The following is a 15,094-nucleotide window of genomic DNA, read 5'->3' on the forward strand; positions in this document are numbered from 1 at the left end:
GTTTTAAAAATGAAATCCGTTATGAAGCTGATGGCAGCGACTGCCGTCATCGTGAGCCTGCATTCTGTCGCCAACGCCGAAGGTCTGACCGTCGGCGTTTCCTGGTCGAACTTCCAGGAAGAGCGTTGGAAGACGGACGAGGCAGCGATCAAGGCAGCCCTCGAAGCAGCCGGCAACAAGTACATCTCTGCCGACGCCCAGACGTCTGCCGCCAAGCAGCTCACCGACATCGAAAGCCTGATCGCCCAGGGCGCAAACGCTCTGATCGTTCTGGCCCAGGATTCGGAAGCCATTGCTCCGGCGATCGAAAAGGCAACGGCTGAAGGTATCCCGGTCGTCGGTTACGACCGTCTGATCGAGAACCCGGACGCCTACTACATCACCTTCGACAACAAGGAAGTGGGCCGCATGCAGGCTCGCGAAGTGTTCAAGGCGAAGCCGGAAGGCAATTACGTCTTCATCAAGGGCGCCTCGACCGATCCGAACTCTGACTTCCTCTATTCGGGTCAGATCGAAGTCCTGAAGGAAGCCATTGACGGCGGCAAGATCAAGAACGTCGGCGAAGCCTACACGGACGGCTGGAAGCCGGAAGCTGCCCAGAAGAACATGGAGCAGTTCCTGACCGCCAACAACAACGCCGTTGACGCTGTTGTCTCGTCGAACGACGGCATGGCCGGCGGTGTGGTTGCTGCTCTGGAAGCCCAGGGTCTCGCCGGTTCCGTTCCGGTCTCCGGTCAGGACGGCGACAAGGCCGCTCTGAACCGCGTCGCTCTCGGCACCCAGACCGTGTCTGTCTGGAAGGACAGCCGCGAACTCGGAAAGCGTGCTGCTGAAATCGCAAACGAACTGGCCGCCGGCAAGTCGATGGACGAGATCGAAGGCACCGTGAAGTTCGCTGGCGGCCCGAAGGGTGTCGAAATGAACTCCTTCTTCATCGCTCCGCTGCCGATCACCAAGGACAACCTCAACGTCGTCATCGACGCTGGCTGGATCTCCAAGGAAGAAGCATGCCAGGGCGTTGCCGCCGGTTCTGTTGCCGCCTGCAACTGATCCTGAAGTGACTGACCACAGAGCTTGAGCCGGAACGCCGCAGCCTTTTGCGCTGCGGCGTTTCGACTGGTCGAGAGCATCGCGGCAGCAAGGTATCGGCCGGCTTTAAGGGGCCGCCGCACGACCAGGCAACAGCCGCCGAAGAACGTCAGATGCCTCGATCCGCATGGCGGGTCCAATGCCCGCAAGCCCGCGCAAGGCGCGGCCCTTCGCAAGCCGACAAACGACTGGGGAGAATTTTTCGTATGGCGGATCACAGCCTTGCCACACCCGCGCATGGTGCTCGGGCATCCAATGTTTCAGCGCTGAAGCGCTTCTTTCAAGCCACCGAAATCGACACGCGCCTGCTGGGCATGGTCATCGCTCTTGGGTTCATCTGGGTCGGCTTCGACATCCTGTCGAACGGCCTGTTCCTGACCCCGCGTAACCTCTGGAACCTTTCGGTTCAGGCGGCTTCCGTCTCGGTCATGGCCACGGGCATGGTGCTGGTCATCGTCACCCGCAACATCGACCTCTCGGTCGGCTCCATTCTCGGTTTCGTCGGCATGATCATGGCGGTGCTTCAGGCCCGCATCCTGCCGCCGATCATCGGCTTCGAGCATCCGATGATGTGGATCATCGCGCTGTCGGCCGGCATCCTCGTCGGCACGGCGATCGGCGCGCTGCATGGCGCCATCATCGCCTTCCTCGGCGTGCCCGCCTTCATCGTCACGCTTGGCGGCCTGCTCGTCTGGCGTGGTGCGGCCTGGATGGTGACGTCTGGCGCCACCGTAGCCCCGATGGACACCACCTATCGTCTGATGGGCGGCGGTGCCGATGGTTCGATCGGCGTCACGGCAAGCTGGATTGTCGGCCTCGTCGCCTGCCTGATGATCGTCCTGTCGATCCTCAACACCCGTCGCCAGCGCCGCCGCTTCGGCTTCCCGCTGCGCCCGGTCTGGGCAGAATATTTCCTCGTTGCCTCCGGCTGCGCGGCCGTTCTCGGCGCCGTCTGGGTCGCCAACAGCTATTACATGCCGGTCAATCTGGCCCGCCGCTATGCTGAAGAAAACGGCATTGCCTGGCCGGAAGGTGGTCTGCAGATCGGTCTCGGCATCGCCGTGCCGGTTCTGATCGCCATCGGCATCGCCATGGTCATGGCCTTCATCACCAACCGCACCCGCTTCGGCCGCTACGTCTTCGCGATCGGTGGCAACCCGGAAGCCGCAGAACTCGCCGGCATCAAGGTGAAGTGGGTCACCGTCAAGCTGTTCGCGCTGATGGGTGCACTCTGCGCCATCGCCGCCGCCATCTCGACGGCCCGCCTCAATGCCGCGACCAATGCCCAGGGCACGCTCGACGAGCTCTACACAATCGCGGCAGCCGTTATCGGCGGCACCTCGCTTGCCGGCGGTGTCGGCACAATCGCCGGCGCCATGCTCGGCGCCATCGTCATGCAATCACTGAACTCGGGCATGGTTCTGCTCGGTCTCGACACACCGCTCCAGAGCATCGTCATCGGTATCGTGCTCGTCGTTGCGGTCTGGCTCGACACCGTCTACCGCTCGCGTGCGAAGTAAGGGGAGTTGAACTCATGTCTGAAAACCGCACCCCCCTCGTGGAAATGCGCAACGTTTCCATTTCCTTCGGCGGCATTCACGCCGTCGACGACGCCTCGATCGACCTCTTCCCCGGCGAAGTCGTGGCCCTGCTCGGGCATAACGGTGCCGGCAAGTCGACCCTGATCAAGATACTCTCGGGCGCCTACAAGCGCGACAACGGCGATATCCTGGTCCGCGGCGATTTTGCCGACATCAACAACCCGCGCGACGCCAAGAAATATGGCATCGAGACGATCTACCAGACGCTCGCCGTCGCCGATAACGTCGATGCCGCCGCCAACCTCTATCTCGGCCGCGAGCTGCGCACCGCCTGGGGCACGCTCGATGATGTCGCGATGGAAGCGAAAGCCCGTGAAGTCATGGGGCGTCTCAACCCCAACTTCCAGCGCTTCAAGGAGCCGGTCAAGGCTCTGTCAGGTGGTCAGCGCCAGTCGGTGGCGATCGCCCGCGCGATCCTATTCGACGCCCAGATCCTGATCATGGACGAACCGACGGCCGCCTTGGGTCCGCAGGAAACCGCCCAGGTCGGCGACCTCATCCAGCAACTGAAGAAGGACGGCATCGGCATCTTCCTGATCAGCCACGACATCCACGATGTCTTCGACCTCGCCGACCGCGTCTTCGTCATGAAGAACGGCCGCGTGGTGGGCCATGCCCGCACCGAAGACGTCACCAAGGACGAAGTGCTCGGCATGATCATCCTCGGCAAGTGCCCACCCGGGGCGGTGCCTGGCCCTGGTGCCATGCAGACGGCGTGAGCGTTGTGACACTGAACTGAGACAGGCGAGGGGGCGAAAGTCCCCTCGTTTCTGTTTGGCGCGCGCAGTAACCAGAGGGCAGGTTATCCGTGATGCTTTTCCGCCGCCTCAAGCGCCGCCGCAATATGCGAGATCGGCCGCAACAGCCGAAACGGATCATCTTTCGACGGCAGAAATCCATGCCGCGTCCAGAAGAGCCGCGCCTCCTCATCAATCGCATTGGCGATCAGCGCCCGCCCGCCAATAAGCGCTGCGCCCTGCACGCAGCGGGTAAGCGCATGTTTGATCAGACCTGTCCCGATCCCATGTCCGGCATAGGATTGATCGACGGCAAGCTGCCCGAGCAGCAGGCATGGGACGGGGTCGGGCGGCTGGCCGGTGCGGATCGAGCGGGGCAGTGACGCCGCCAGCGCGGCCGTCGGCGAGAGGCCGCAATAGCCGACGACGCGGCCTGCATCATGCACCACGATCACGACGGTAAAGCCGTTCTCCTGATTGGCACGCGCCCGTGTTTTCAGCCAGATGTCGAGCGCAGGCTTGCCACAGGAAAAGCCGCTCAGATCGTGGCCGTCATGCAGCGGCTCGGGAGCAGAAAGCGCCATGTTCAGTCCTTGGCTCTGTAATCCGCCTCCCAGGGGGCAGGGCGGCGCATGACCTCAACCAGTTCAGGCACAACCTCTGCCGGCGCCACCATCAGCGCCATGAAGTCGGCAAAGCCTTCCTCCGTCATCCGGATGAGCTGTTGTTCCATGAGTGCTTCTTCGGCGGCGCGCACGGCCGCATCGCGGACGAAGTCTGTCCGCGAACGGCCTTTAAGAGCTGCCGCGCGGTCGATCATCGCCACATCCGCTTCCGGCAGGCGCATGGAAATGGGGTAGTCCTTGCGATCGGGGAGGGGCATCGGAATTACCTCGTAGAGTTTGGCTTTTACAAATGTAATGCAAATCGCAATACAACTCCAGAGGCGTGGCTCCTCGTCCTCTGCCGGTCAGCCCGCCACCCATGGAACAATCACCCGTCCCCGCTGTTGGCATTCTTAGCCGGGGCTCACAGAAGCCTACCCGGCACCGAAGTCCGTCCCGGAGGCCTCCATGACCTACACCCGTTTTGCTGCCATGATTGCCACTTCGACGGTGGTGATGTTTGGCCTGATGTATCTCAACACCTATGCGCTCGATCATGTGACCTACAGTCAGACACGTACCTGGATGGCGATTCTGATGGGCGCCGTCATGGCGGTGATCATGATGGGGTTCATGGCTTCCATGTACAAGAACCAGCGGCTGAACGCGGTGATCATCGCCGGCAGCGTAATCGTCTTTGCCTTCGCGCTCTGGCTCGTGCGCAGTCAGGAGACGGTAGACGACGTGAGCTACATGAAGGCGATGATCCCGCACCATTCGATTGCGATCATGACCAGCGAGCGCGCCCATATTCGTGACCCGCGCGTGCGAGAGCTCGCCGACGAGATCATCGAGGCACAGGTGCGCGAGATCGCCGAGATGAAGGCCTTGATCGCCGATCTCGAAGCCAATCCGATCCCGGCTGACGCGCCTGATCTTGCGCCGAACCTGGAGGCAGGCAAACCGCAGCCGTGAGCGTCGCTCATCGACTGGGGTCGCCATAGGGGGGCTGTTATGCCGCCCGACGCATGCCCGGCTCACCCGGACGGCTCTGCCCGCCGATCTCGAAGCGCGCGATGAGCTGGAACAGCGCCTCCGCCTCCTTGGCCAGCGAGTGGCTGGCCGCAGTCGATTCCTCGACCATGGCGGCATTCTGCTGCGTACCCTGATCCATGACGGCGACGGCGGTGTTGATCTCCTTGAGGCCCGTCGCCTGGTCGCCGGAGGCTTCGACGATCGCATTCACGTTGATGCTGACCGCCTGAACCTGAGCGACGATTTCGTCCAGCGCCTTGCCGGTCGCCACCACGAGCTCGACGCCGTTTTTCACCTGGTCGCCCGACTTGCCGATCAGTGAGCGGATTTCCTTTGCAGCACTCGCCGAACGCTGGGCAAGTTCGCGCACTTCCTGCGCCACGACGGCAAAGCCCTTGCCGGCCTCGCCGGCACGAGCGGCTTCGACGCCTGCATTCAGGGCAAGCAGATTGGTCTGGAAGGCGATCTCGTCGATCACGGTAATGATCGTGGTGATTTCCTTCGACGAGCCTTCGATCTCCTGCATGGCGGAAACCGCCCGCTGGACGATCGATCCGGACCTTTCCGCAGCCCCGCGTGTCTCGGTCACCTGCCGCCCGGCCTCTCGGGCCCGATGGCTGGTTTCGCCGATGGTGGTGGTGATCTGCTCGAGCGCTGCGGCTGTCTCCTCGACGGAAGCGGCCTGGCGCTCGGTGCGCTTCGACAGGTCGTCGGCGGCGGCATGGATCTGACCAGATCCGGCGGCGATCACCTGCGCGTTCTGGCCGACACGGCGCATCGCATCCTCGAGCTTCGCCACCGCATCGTTGAAATTTACCCGGATCGCATCCAGCCGCTCGGCAAAGGCTTCCGTAATCCGACAGGTGAGCTTGCCATCCGCCAATTGTCCAAGCGCATGACCGATCCGTTCGACGGCAAAGTGCACTTCCGCTGCGTCCACAGCCTGCTGGCGCTCATGCGCGAGGCGCTCCGCTTCCGCGGCCTGACGATTGTCGTCGGCCTCTTTCTCCAGCCGCACCCGCTCGCGGGCATTGTCGCGGAACACGACGACCGTCGAGGCCATCACGCCGATCTCGTCGCGCCGGCCCTCGCCATAGATGGCGACATCAAGATCGCCATGCGCCAGACGGTCCATGGCAGTGGTGATCGAACTGACCGGCCGGATGACGCCGACCGTGATGGTCCAGATCGAGAAGGCGGCAATGCCGGCCGCCACCACTGACAGCACCACCATCAGCGTCGTCAGCATGGACTTCAATGCGTTGCCGGCCGCCAGATTCTCCTTCGCCACCCGGATCTGCAACTCGATCAGCCGGGAAATCTCGGTGCCGAGCGGATCGATGGTCGGATAGAGCTGTTTGTCGGCGAAGCTGGCCAGTCCCTGCATGTCCTTGGCCACAAGCAGCGCCTGCAACTCCTTCACGCCGGCATCAGCCCCCTGCCGGACTTTGAGAAACTCGTCGGCAATGGCCTTCTCCTCGGGCGTCAGATAGGTGGCGACGTATTCCGCCCACTTGCTTTCGATCTTCCCCATCGCAGCATCGACGCTTTGCTGCCCCTGTTCCACGCTGAAAGTGCCAGACCGCACCTTGTGGACCGCGTCGACGATCTCCACCGCATAGGCATCAGCAATGACCTTGAGCTGCTCCATCGGAATGACGCGATCAGCCACAATCGAATTCGATAATTTCGATTGCTCGTTCATGGTGAAGAAGGAGAATGCCGAGATTACGGCAATGACGATTGTCAAAACGGAGATGCAGGACAAGAGCTTCAGTCTAATGGTCATGATCTTCCTCGAAACGCCTGGATTGTGAAACGCAAGCGAAGGCAATCATCGGGAAAATGGTGAATACGATCCTTGCAGTCTGCGACTGCCTGGAAATGATCCAGCCTGCTTGTCCCGACCTCCTCCATCTGGCCGTGTTACGAGAGGCTAAAGGTCGATCGTTTATCAATTGCAAATGATGTACTAATAAACGTCATAATTGCTTAAATTTCGCCTTCATAATAAGCAAATGAACAAAAGCAGTGCATTATCAGCGAAATCTGGCCGTAGGGCAGGCGACTGCCTGCAATTCGGGCACGAAGCCGGAAGTTGTGTCGGCAAAAGGCCCCCCCGCCTCACGCCCCGCCCAGCAGCGCGCCTACCGTGCCGCCGACCAGCAGCACGATGCCAATCAGGAAGGTCAGCGCCGCCCCCGGTCCGCGCGTCTTGGCATCGGCATAGTATTCCGCAGCATAGAGCACCCGCGCCGCTGTCCAGGAAAGGCCGAGCAGCCCGGCCAGCATGTCGGAGACGTAAAAACCGAAGATCCACAGCGACGGCAGGAAGAGCACCATTTGCTCCACCGTGTTCTGCTGCACCCGGAAGATCCGCTCGAAATCGGCATTGCCGGTCGTCTTCGGCGCCTCGACGCGGAACTTCTTGCGCGCCTGGCCGACCTTGAGCAGGAACCAGCAATAGGTGAGGAGGGCGGCAAACGTCGCGAGAATGGTGAAACGCATTGTCTATCCGAAGCGTGAAAAGGCATTGGTAATCATTGATTGGTAGGCGGCGAGGGCTGAGAAGGCAAGCAAGCAAGATTACCGGATCGACATGTTCGTGATGGTGCTTCGGCTTGTCGGTTGCAGGCTTTTCCGCCATCATTGCCGCAATGCTTCGACTGCCCGCCGATCCGTCCCCTGCCGAGAAACGAAGAGCCCCGATGACCACCGATCCTTTCAAGTTTGGCCGCGCCTACGACCTGCACGAGCTGGTCGCCGACGGGATCATCCATGGCATCGGTGTGGTCTTTGCGCTGGTCGGCGCGACCGCGCTGATCTTCTACGCCACCGTCTATTCGGACTACGCCAACATCGCCGCCAGCTGGATATACGGCCTCGGCCTGATCATCTCGCTGGGGGTTTCCTTCACCTACAACATGTGGCCGCATTCGCGGGTGAAGTGGATCCTGCGCCGCTTCGATCACTCCGCGATTTTCATCCTGATCGCCTCGACCTACACGCCCTTCCTCATCCAGGGTGCCGATCGTCCCCTGATCCTCGCGCTGCTGATCGGCATCTGGATCACGGCGTTTACCGGCATCTGGCTGAAGTTCCGCTTTCCCGGGCGCTATGATCGTCTCGCCATCCTGCTCTATCTCGGCATGGGCTGGAGCGGGGCGTTGGCCATGGGCCCGATCTCCGAGATCATCCCGGGCGTGACCCTGACACTGATCATCGTCGGCGGCTGCATCTATTCCGCCGGCGTCGTCTTCCATGTCTGGGAACGCCTGCGCTTCCAGAACGCCATCTGGCACGCTTTCGTGGTGACAGCCGCCATCGTCCACTATTCGGCCGTCTTCACGGCCATCAGCCTGGGCTGAGGGGCCTCAACCTTTCCCCGATCGTCATCCTCGGGCTTGTCCCGAGGATCTACTGAGGTCTGCTTCGGCCTCAACGCCTCCGCTCCTGTCCCACACATTCCATCGGCAGCAGATGCTCGGCACAAGGCCGCGCATGACGGCCTACGCCTAAGCCCTCAGATCCCCGTCATCTTCGCCTGCTTCTCGATCTGCTTGGCCACCTGGCCGGCACCGATGCGAAAGCCCGCAAGCGTCATCGGAAAACTGAGCGCCAGCGACACCGCCGCCAACACCAGCGTCGCCATGACCGGCGTCATGCCCATCTGCGCGGCGAGGAGCTGCAATTCCGCGCCGCTGATCCCGTTGACCCAGACGATCGCGAGAAGGATCAAGGAGCCGATAAGCACAGCGACGACGGCAAGCAGGGCCGAAAGCTTGAGGCTCAAGCCCCAGCTCGGCCGGCCTTTCAGCCGCTGGGCCACGAACGTACCCGCAGACGAGCCGGCGGCCATCAGCACGGCCACATTGCCCGCCGAAGACAGACTGTCGCCCCAGCCGAAATTGTCGAGGACCAGCACGAGGAGATAGATGAACAGCTGTGCTGCGACAAAGACGAGCACATAGCGGGTGAGGAGGCCGGGAAGCATGGAGGTCATGAAAACTCTTTTCCGTCTGTGATGGTCTTGCCTTTGCACCCTTGTTGCCCGATGTGTCGATGCGGCGAAGTATCGCCCGTCACATCTCGTTCCCGCAGGGCGGTTTTTCCGCCACAAATTGCAAAAGCCGCATCATGCCCCTCATCCTCCGCGACGCAACGCCAGCTGATCTTCCCGCCATCCTCGCCATCTACAATCACGCCGTCGCCGAGACCACCGCGATCTGGAACGAGACGCTTGTTGATCTCGACAACCGCCGCGCCTGGTTCGATCTCCGCCAGACGAGAGGCTTCCCGATCCTGGTTGCGGATATCGACGGAACGATCGCCGGCTACGCCTCCTATGGCGACTGGCGGCCCTTCGATGGCTTCCGCGCCTCGGTCGAACATTCCGTCTATGTCGAGAAGGATCACTACGGCCAGGGGCTCGGCAAGGCGCTGATGACGGCGCTGATCGAGCGCGCGAAGACAGGTGGCATCCACGTCATGGTCGCCGCCATCGAAGCCGGCAACAAGGGCTCAATCGCGCTCCACACCTCGCTCGGCTTCCGCCTCGTCGGCACCCACCACGAGGTCGGCCAGAAATTCGGCCGCTGGCTGGATCTGACGATGATGGAACTGAAGCTGGGCTGATCCTCTCACCTCCCCCTTGAGGGGGGAGGTCGCCGCAAAGCGGCGGGTGGGGGTGATGGCTTCGAGGCGGCCCCCGAAGTTCACCCCACCCCGGAGCTCCGCTCCGACCCTCCCCCTCAAGAGGAGGGTGGAAGAGTTGCCTTACAGCAGCTTCAGCAAAGCCTTCGCCGCCTCTTCCGATGAGGCGGGGTTCTGGCCTGTCACAAGCTTGCCGTCGGTCACCACATACACGCCCCAGTCGGCGCCCTTTTCATAATGCCCGCCGCGCTCCTGCAGCATGTCCTCGACGAGGAAAGGCACGACTTCAGTCAGGCCAACGGCTTCTTCTTCCGAATTGGTGAAGCCCGTTACCTTGCGGCCCTTGACCAGCGGCTGGCCGTCCCGGCCCTTGACGTGACGCAGCACGCCCGGCGCATGGCAGACAGCACCGATCGGCAGATCCTTGGCCGCGAAGGCCTCGATCAGCGCGATGCTGTCCCGGTCTTCGGCCAGATCCCAGAGCGGGCCGTGGCCACCCGGATAAAAGACCGCGTCGAAATCGGCGGGATCGATATGCGACAGCGGCGTGGTCGAGGCCAGCAGCTGCTGCGCCGTCTGGTCCGCCTTGAACCGATCGGTCGCTTCGGTCTGTGCATCCGGCTCGTCGCTCTTCGGATCGAGCGGCGGCTGGCCGCCCTTCGGCGAGGCGAGCGTGATGTCCGCACCGGCATCCTTCATCACGTAATAGGGGGCGGCGAATTCTTCGAGCCAGAAGCCGGTCTTCTTGCCGGTGTCGCCGAGCTGGTCATGCGAGGTGAGAACCATGAGGATTTTCATTGTGGCTTGTCCTTTGTGTTGATCTGTCTTGGGAAGTCGTATGTCAGGAGATTGATGCGGCCCTCACCCTGAGGCGCCCTCGCAAAAGCGAGGGCCTCGAAGGATCGAACCACCCGCGGGGTCAGTCATCCGGCCCGACGCGGATCACCCGCTTGCCGAAGGCCTCGCCACGAAGCAGGCCGGCAAAGGCGCTCGGCGCCTGTTCCAGCCCGCCGATCATCTCTTCGCGGTATTTGATTTTGCCGGCCTCGACCCAGCCGGCCATCTCCTTCGAAAATTCCGGATAAAGATGGCCGAAGTCGTCGAAGACGATGAAGCCGCGAACGGTGACGCGCTTCTTCAGGAAGAGCCCCATAAGCCAGCCCAACCGGTCCGGCCCCTCGGGAAGCGAAGTCGCGTTATACTGGGCGATCAGTCCGCAAAGCGGGATGCGCGCAGCCGTGTTGAGCAGCGGTACGACCGCATCGAACACCTGGCCGCCGACATTCTCGAAATAGATGTCGATGCCGTCGGGCACTGCCTGCTTCAATGCTTCTTCAAAGCCGTCCGCCTTGTAGTCGACACAGGCATCGAAGCCCAGCGTGTCGGTGGCATGGGCGCATTTGTCCCGTCCACCGGCGATGCCGACGACCTTCAACCCGAGGATCTTGCCGATCTGGCCGACGGTCGAGCCGACGGGACCGGTCGCACCTGCTACCACCAGCGTTTCGCCGGCCTTCGGCTTGCCGATTTCCTTGAGGCCCGACCAGGCGGTAAAGCCCGGCATGCCGGTCACCCCAAGCGCCCACGAGGGATGGCTGGGATGGGCGCCAAGCGGCGTCACGCCCCGGCCGTCGGAAAGCGCATAGTCCTGCCAGCCGTTGAAGCCGACGACCCAGTCACCCTCCTTGAAGCCCTCGAGCTTCGAGGTCACCACGCGCGACACGGTACCACCGACCATGGTCTGGCCGATCTCGACCGGCGCCGCATAGGAGGGAGCATCACTCATCCGCCCGCGCATGTAAGGGTCGAGCGAAAGAAAGACGGTGCGCAGCAGCATCTGGCCGTCTGCCGGTTCGGGAATGTCGACGGTCTCAAGCCGCAGCGTCTGATCGTTGGGTTCGCCCTTGGGGCGCTCTGCCAGAACGAAGCGGCGGTTGGTCGTGGTCGATTGCGGCATGGAAATTCTCCTGTCTTGCAAGGCCCGTCCGTCTCGGCCGGGCCATGAGCACGCTGTCCGTTCGATCATCGATCGCGCCTCAGCGCTCATCGAAGACGACGGCCATGAGCCATGACAACGGCACCCGAATGGCGTTGTTCCATGACATCCTGTCGCGGCTGTGACGGCAGGCAGGGCTAGCGCTCTCCACCTCCCCCTTGAGGGGGGGAGGTCGCCGCGAAAGCGGCGGGTGGGGGTGAAACGTCCGGCGGCTACAATGCACTGGGCAGAGCCGGTGCTTTGCCCATTCACCCCACCCCGGAGCTCCGCTCCGACCCTCCCCCTCAAGGGGAGGGGGGAGGCGCTTCGAAGGCCGCGACCTCCCTCTTCTCCCCAGTGGGGAGAAGGTGGCGCGCAAGCGCCGGATGAGGGGGTGCGGAGCGCAGTCAGTCAATCACGGGTCCGCCCACCCTCTCAGCCTGCCTCCGCTCCGAGCACGGCGGTGCCCGCCGCCTCACTCGATCCGCACCCGCGCCATCTCGCCGCGAATGCGGATCTCGGGCTTGGCACCGGGCGTGTTCGGCAAGGCGCTGTCGACGAAGGAGGCGACGGCCTCGACGCCATAGGAGATCGGTGTCGGCACAAGGAACTTCACCGTGGCATCCAGCATCTGGCCTGAAATGCGGATCTCTTCGGTGTTCATCACCCGCTCGAAGGCGAGCCGTGCACGTAAGGCCGCACCCGATACGGCGACGGACGCGGCATGGCCGGTCAGGGCGAAGTCGCCGGCATCGCTGTCGACGGTGATGGCACCGAAGTCGCCGGCAAGCCGCATGCGCGCGGCATCCTGGCGGATCGAGATCCGGGTCTGCGGCGGCAGCGTGGCCGTCAGAGACAGCGTGCAGTCGTCCCAATCGTTCCAGCCGAAGAAGCCGCCCCGATCGCCCATGTCGACATGAAGCGTATCGCCGTCCCGCCGCATCGGAGCCTCACCCATGCAATCGCCGGCAAACCAGCCGGACCGCCAGATCGCGCCCCAGCCATGGCGCGTGCCTGAGAGAACAGCCTCCCGCGCGCCGTCGCCCCCGGTGGAAATGGAGATGTCGCTCGAAGCCCCGGTCACCGAAAGCTGGGTCACGCCGGTGAGATCGATCGGACCTGACAGCGCGTCGCTTGCCCGGATCATCTGCACACCACCGTCGATGATGGCGAGGCCGATGATCCCGCCGAGGATGGAAAGAAGGATGGTTCGTTTGCGCATGAGGATACTCCTTGGTTTGGCACGTCCGTTGTCGGCCGGCCGGTTTCGATGCCCTCATTTCCGTCGATAAACCTGGCATCCGCGACCTCGATCGCGATCCGGGTCGACCGGGATCGCGCTTTCGGTCATGGTCGCACCACGCTCACCCGGCCTCCATGATCGAAACATCCGCATGCTGCTCGTCCCGCTCTCCTTTCTCGTCGCCCTGTTCCTTGCCGTCTTCCTCGTCCGCCTTCTTGGCGAAGGCCGCGAAAGCTGGCATCGCAACAGCCTCTTCCTTGCGCTGCTGGCGCTGTACGTCGTGCAGAGCCTGCTGGTCGGGTTGCGCTGGGGCTATGGTGTGATGGCCGTGCTGCCGGCCTTGCCGGTGATGGCGAGCCTCGTGCCGGCGCTCTCCTTCCTCGCCTTCCGCGATCTCACCCGTGAAGAACCTGGGCTCTCGGTCCGCGACTGGCCCCATCTTCTCCCGACAGCCGCGACGCTGCTGCTGCTTCTGATTGGCCGGGCGCCGGTCGATCTCGTCATCATCGCCAACTTCCTCGGTTATGGTCTGGGGCTGCTCTGGCTCGCCCGCCTTGGTCCCGATGGGCTGATCGCCGCCCGCCTCGATGGCTCGCTGCGTTCCTTCCGCGCCCTGATGCTGACCGGCATCGCCCTCATTGCCTCGGCGCTGACGGATGTCGTGATCAGCCTCGACATGCTCTGGTCCGGCGGTCGCTATTCGCCCATGGTCGTCTCGGCCGCCACCACGCTGATCCTGCTGCTCCTCGGCATCAGCGCCGTCACCGCCGGCCAGGAAGAGGCGGGCGAGGGGGCTGATGCTACGGTCGATCAGGCGAGCGCTCTTGAGCCTCGCGCCATGTCCGATCGCGACCGGCCGTCAGCCGTGCCCATGGATGCGGCGAACACCTCCGCCTCTGTCCCTGCTTCTTCCACGCCGACGAGGACCGCCACCGAAGATCAGCGCCAGATCGCAACCGCGCTTGATGACCTGATGCGGGAGAAACGCCTCTGGGCGGACCCGGATCTCAACCTTGCCCGTCTTGCACGCCGCCTCGGCCTGCCTGCCCGCGCCGTCTCGGAAGCGGTCAACCGCGTCCACGGCATCAGCGTCTCGCACTACGTCAACAACCACCGCATATCAGAGGCCTGCCGCCTGCTTAGCGACACCGACATGCCCGTCACCCGCATCCTCTTCGAGGCGGGCTTCATGACCAAATCCAACTTCAACCGGGAATTCTTGCGCGTGACAGGCGAAAGCCCGAGCGACTGGCGACGCGCACAAAACCTTGGACTGGCAAAGACCTGCTAGCGAGGATATATTCAAATCCTCAAGAGGATATGCTGGCATGCCACTTTACATCAGGGATCCCGAGGTGGACCAACTCACCAACGAACTGATCGGCCTCACCCGGACGACCAAGGTGGAGGCGGTGAGGGATGCGCTGAAGGACGCCATTGCAAGCCGCAAGGCGAAGCTATCGGTTCGCAATCGCCTTGCCACCACGCTTGCCATGGCCGACGCAGCCGGCCCCTTCCATCCTGGTGATCACAAGCGGGAATCCGACGAGATGTGGGGCGAGGACGACTGATGATCTTCATCGACGCCTCCGTTGCCGTCGCGATCATCGCCCAGGAGGATGATGCCGATGCGCTCATGGATCGATTGGAGAAAGAAGGCGGGCCGTTTTACGTTTCCGCAGTCATGAAACTCGAAACGAGCATTTCTGTCGCGCGCCGACTGGCGGGTCCGGGCAATCCCGCGACCGCCGACATGGTCGCCACGGCCAGGCGTCTCGTCGACCAGTTCATTACCGATCTGGAGGCCCATGATGTTAACATTGCGGACGACGTTGCCAATAAAGCTCTGGATGCCGCCCAGCGGTTCGGCAAGATCGTCAACCATGCAGCCCGCCTCAACATGGGCGATTGTTTCGCTCATGCCTGCGCGACAGCAAGCCAGACGAGGGTCGCCTACAAGGGTGACGATTTCGTCCACACCGATATCGGCTGGTGATCACCCAACTTTCCCCTTGAGGGCACGCGGTGTCGCGAGCGGTGCTCTCCCTCTTCTCCCCAGCGGGGAGAAGGTGGCGCGAAAGCGCCGGATGAGGGGGCGCGCATTGCGCAACGCCATGTGGAAAACGCTTTGCCGGTCCGCCCCCTCACCCTGCCTC

At 62.8% G+C, this 15,094-nt stretch carries 17 protein-coding genes; 9 read left to right on the forward strand and 8 right to left on the reverse strand.

Features of this window, described 5'->3' with window-relative positions:
* The first annotated feature begins 9 nt into the window (after nucleotides 1-9).
* From xylF to GH983_RS04695, 3 genes are all read left to right on the forward strand, one after another.
* Nucleotides 10-1,050, forward strand: coding sequence for a D-xylose ABC transporter substrate-binding protein (xylF, locus tag GH983_RS04685; RefSeq protein WP_054151103.1), 1,041 nt, complete (start codon nucleotides 10-12; stop codon nucleotides 1,048-1,050).
* A 245-nt stretch (nucleotides 1,051-1,295) separates the two neighbouring features.
* Entirely contained in the window at nucleotides 1,296-2,609 is a 1,314-nt protein-coding gene (locus tag GH983_RS04690; RefSeq protein WP_054151102.1) for a sugar ABC transporter permease, read from the forward strand.
* A gap of 14 nt (nucleotides 2,610-2,623) precedes the next feature.
* A complete protein-coding gene (locus tag GH983_RS04695; protein WP_054151101.1) occupies nucleotides 2,624-3,409 on the forward strand; it encodes an ATP-binding cassette domain-containing protein in 786 nt (261 codons plus the stop codon).
* 83 nt (nucleotides 3,410-3,492) lie between these two features.
* On the opposite strand, the gene GH983_RS04700 is transcribed toward GH983_RS04695, so the two are convergent.
* Together GH983_RS04700 and GH983_RS04705 are read right to left on the reverse strand one after the other, a co-directional pair.
* Nucleotides 3,493-4,011, reverse strand: coding sequence for a GNAT family N-acetyltransferase (locus tag GH983_RS04700; protein WP_153761766.1), 519 nt, complete (start codon nucleotides 4,009-4,011; stop codon nucleotides 3,493-3,495).
* Between the two features lie 2 nt (nucleotides 4,012-4,013).
* Nucleotides 4,014-4,310 (reverse strand): DUF1778 domain-containing protein, encoded by a 297-nt coding sequence (locus tag GH983_RS04705; RefSeq protein WP_153761767.1) that lies wholly within the window; start codon nucleotides 4,308-4,310, stop codon nucleotides 4,014-4,016.
* 190 nt (nucleotides 4,311-4,500) lie between these two features.
* Here GH983_RS04705 and GH983_RS04710 point away from each other — a divergent pair, with 190 nt between their 5' ends.
* Nucleotides 4,501-5,007 (forward strand): DUF305 domain-containing protein, encoded by a 507-nt coding sequence (locus GH983_RS04710; protein WP_153761768.1) that lies wholly within the window; start codon nucleotides 4,501-4,503, stop codon nucleotides 5,005-5,007.
* 37 nt (nucleotides 5,008-5,044) lie between these two features.
* Here the strand turns inward: GH983_RS04710 and GH983_RS04715 are convergent, their stop codons facing one another.
* Nucleotides 5,045-6,856, reverse strand: a complete 1,812-nt coding sequence (locus GH983_RS04715; protein ID WP_305765075.1) for a methyl-accepting chemotaxis protein — start codon at nucleotides 6,854-6,856, stop codon at nucleotides 5,045-5,047.
* 335 nt (nucleotides 6,857-7,191) lie between these two features.
* Nucleotides 7,192-7,575 (reverse strand): MAPEG family protein, encoded by a 384-nt coding sequence (locus tag GH983_RS04720; RefSeq protein ID WP_054151096.1) that lies wholly within the window; start codon nucleotides 7,573-7,575, stop codon nucleotides 7,192-7,194.
* 200 nt (nucleotides 7,576-7,775) lie between these two features.
* Between GH983_RS04720 and GH983_RS04725 the strand changes: the two genes are divergently transcribed.
* On the forward strand, nucleotides 7,776-8,435 hold the full coding sequence (locus GH983_RS04725; protein ID WP_054151095.1) for a hemolysin III family protein: 660 nt from the start codon (nucleotides 7,776-7,778) through the stop codon (nucleotides 8,433-8,435).
* A 155-nt stretch (nucleotides 8,436-8,590) separates the two neighbouring features.
* Here the strand turns inward: GH983_RS04725 and GH983_RS04730 are convergent, their stop codons facing one another.
* The gene (locus GH983_RS04730) at nucleotides 8,591-9,070 is read right to left on the reverse strand and encodes an ABZJ_00895 family protein (RefSeq protein WP_153761769.1); all 480 of its coding nucleotides are present in this window, start codon (nucleotides 9,068-9,070) and stop codon (nucleotides 8,591-8,593) included.
* Between the two features lie 134 nt (nucleotides 9,071-9,204).
* Here GH983_RS04730 and GH983_RS04735 point away from each other — a divergent pair, with 134 nt between their 5' ends.
* The gene (locus tag GH983_RS04735) at nucleotides 9,205-9,702 is read left to right on the forward strand and encodes a GNAT family N-acetyltransferase (RefSeq protein ID WP_153761770.1); all 498 of its coding nucleotides are present in this window, start codon (nucleotides 9,205-9,207) and stop codon (nucleotides 9,700-9,702) included.
* Nucleotides 9,703-9,843: 141 nt separating this feature from the next.
* On the opposite strand, the gene GH983_RS04740 is transcribed toward GH983_RS04735, so the two are convergent.
* The 3 genes from GH983_RS04740 to GH983_RS04750 form a co-directional block, all read right to left on the reverse strand.
* Nucleotides 9,844-10,518, reverse strand: a complete 675-nt coding sequence (locus tag GH983_RS04740; RefSeq protein ID WP_153761771.1) for a type 1 glutamine amidotransferase domain-containing protein — start codon at nucleotides 10,516-10,518, stop codon at nucleotides 9,844-9,846.
* A 121-nt stretch (nucleotides 10,519-10,639) separates the two neighbouring features.
* Nucleotides 10,640-11,677, reverse strand: coding sequence for an NADP-dependent oxidoreductase (locus tag GH983_RS04745; RefSeq protein WP_153761772.1), 1,038 nt, complete (start codon nucleotides 11,675-11,677; stop codon nucleotides 10,640-10,642).
* A gap of 493 nt (nucleotides 11,678-12,170) precedes the next feature.
* Nucleotides 12,171-12,917, reverse strand: a complete 747-nt coding sequence (locus GH983_RS04750; RefSeq protein WP_153761773.1) for a hypothetical protein — start codon at nucleotides 12,915-12,917, stop codon at nucleotides 12,171-12,173.
* A gap of 172 nt (nucleotides 12,918-13,089) precedes the next feature.
* On the opposite strand from GH983_RS04750, the gene GH983_RS04755 reads away from it, so the two are divergent.
* The 3 genes from GH983_RS04755 to GH983_RS04765 are packed head-to-tail and all read left to right on the forward strand — an operon-like array spanning nucleotide 13,090 to nucleotide 14,934.
* Nucleotides 13,090-14,229: a helix-turn-helix domain-containing protein gene (locus tag GH983_RS04755; protein WP_246727502.1), complete on the forward strand. Its 1,140-nt coding sequence runs from the start codon at nucleotides 13,090-13,092 to the stop codon at nucleotides 14,227-14,229.
* A gap of 37 nt (nucleotides 14,230-14,266) precedes the next feature.
* Nucleotides 14,267-14,509, forward strand: a complete 243-nt coding sequence (locus GH983_RS04760) for a type II toxin-antitoxin system VapB family antitoxin (RefSeq protein ID WP_054151088.1) — start codon at nucleotides 14,267-14,269, stop codon at nucleotides 14,507-14,509.
* Complete coding sequence (locus tag GH983_RS04765; protein WP_153761775.1) at nucleotides 14,509-14,934, forward strand: type II toxin-antitoxin system VapC family toxin; 426 nt, start codon at nucleotides 14,509-14,511, stop codon at nucleotides 14,932-14,934. The genes GH983_RS04760 and GH983_RS04765 overlap by 1 nt, the downstream gene beginning before the upstream one ends.
* Nucleotides 14,935-15,094: the final 160 nt, after the last annotated feature.

It is taken from the genome of Agrobacterium sp. MA01 (assembly GCF_009650195.1).
Classification (GTDB): Bacteria; Pseudomonadota; Alphaproteobacteria; order Rhizobiales; family Rhizobiaceae; genus Allorhizobium.

Bases quoted from the DNA above. Each gene is read 5' to 3' on its own strand.
- GH983_RS04700 (WP_153761766.1), bottom strand. From the start codon at position 4,011: ATGGCGCTTTCTGCTCCCGAGCCGCTGCATGACGGCCACGATCTGAGC.
- GH983_RS04745 (WP_153761772.1), bottom strand. From the start codon at position 11,677: ATGCCGCAATCGACCACGACCAACCGCCGCTTCGTTCTGGCAGAGCGC.
- GH983_RS04705 (WP_153761767.1), bottom strand. From the start codon at position 4,310: ATGCCCCTCCCCGATCGCAAGGACTACCCCATTTCCATGCGCCTGCCG.
- GH983_RS04695 (WP_054151101.1), top strand. From the start codon at position 2,624: ATGTCTGAAAACCGCACCCCCCTCGTGGAAATGCGCAACGTTTCCATT.
- GH983_RS04720 (WP_054151096.1), bottom strand. From the start codon at position 7,575: ATGCGTTTCACCATTCTCGCGACGTTTGCCGCCCTCCTCACCTATTGC.
- GH983_RS04690 (WP_054151102.1), top strand. From the start codon at position 1,296: ATGGCGGATCACAGCCTTGCCACACCCGCGCATGGTGCTCGGGCATCC.
- xylF (WP_054151103.1), top strand. From the start codon at position 10: ATGAAATCCGTTATGAAGCTGATGGCAGCGACTGCCGTCATCGTGAGC.
- GH983_RS04765 (WP_153761775.1), top strand. From the start codon at position 14,509: ATGATCTTCATCGACGCCTCCGTTGCCGTCGCGATCATCGCCCAGGAG.
- GH983_RS04735 (WP_153761770.1), top strand. From the start codon at position 9,205: ATGCCCCTCATCCTCCGCGACGCAACGCCAGCTGATCTTCCCGCCATC.
- GH983_RS04755 (WP_246727502.1), top strand. From the start codon at position 13,090: ATGCTGCTCGTCCCGCTCTCCTTTCTCGTCGCCCTGTTCCTTGCCGTC.
- GH983_RS04715 (WP_305765075.1), bottom strand. From the start codon at position 6,856: ATGACCATTAGACTGAAGCTCTTGTCCTGCATCTCCGTTTTGACAATC.
- GH983_RS04740 (WP_153761771.1), bottom strand. From the start codon at position 10,518: ATGAAAATCCTCATGGTTCTCACCTCGCATGACCAGCTCGGCGACACC.
- GH983_RS04710 (WP_153761768.1), top strand. From the start codon at position 4,501: ATGACCTACACCCGTTTTGCTGCCATGATTGCCACTTCGACGGTGGTG.
- GH983_RS04760 (WP_054151088.1), top strand. From the start codon at position 14,267: ATGCCACTTTACATCAGGGATCCCGAGGTGGACCAACTCACCAACGAA.
- GH983_RS04730 (WP_153761769.1), bottom strand. From the start codon at position 9,070: ATGACCTCCATGCTTCCCGGCCTCCTCACCCGCTATGTGCTCGTCTTT.
- GH983_RS04725 (WP_054151095.1), top strand. From the start codon at position 7,776: ATGACCACCGATCCTTTCAAGTTTGGCCGCGCCTACGACCTGCACGAG.
- GH983_RS04750 (WP_153761773.1), bottom strand. From the start codon at position 12,917: ATGCGCAAACGAACCATCCTTCTTTCCATCCTCGGCGGGATCATCGGC.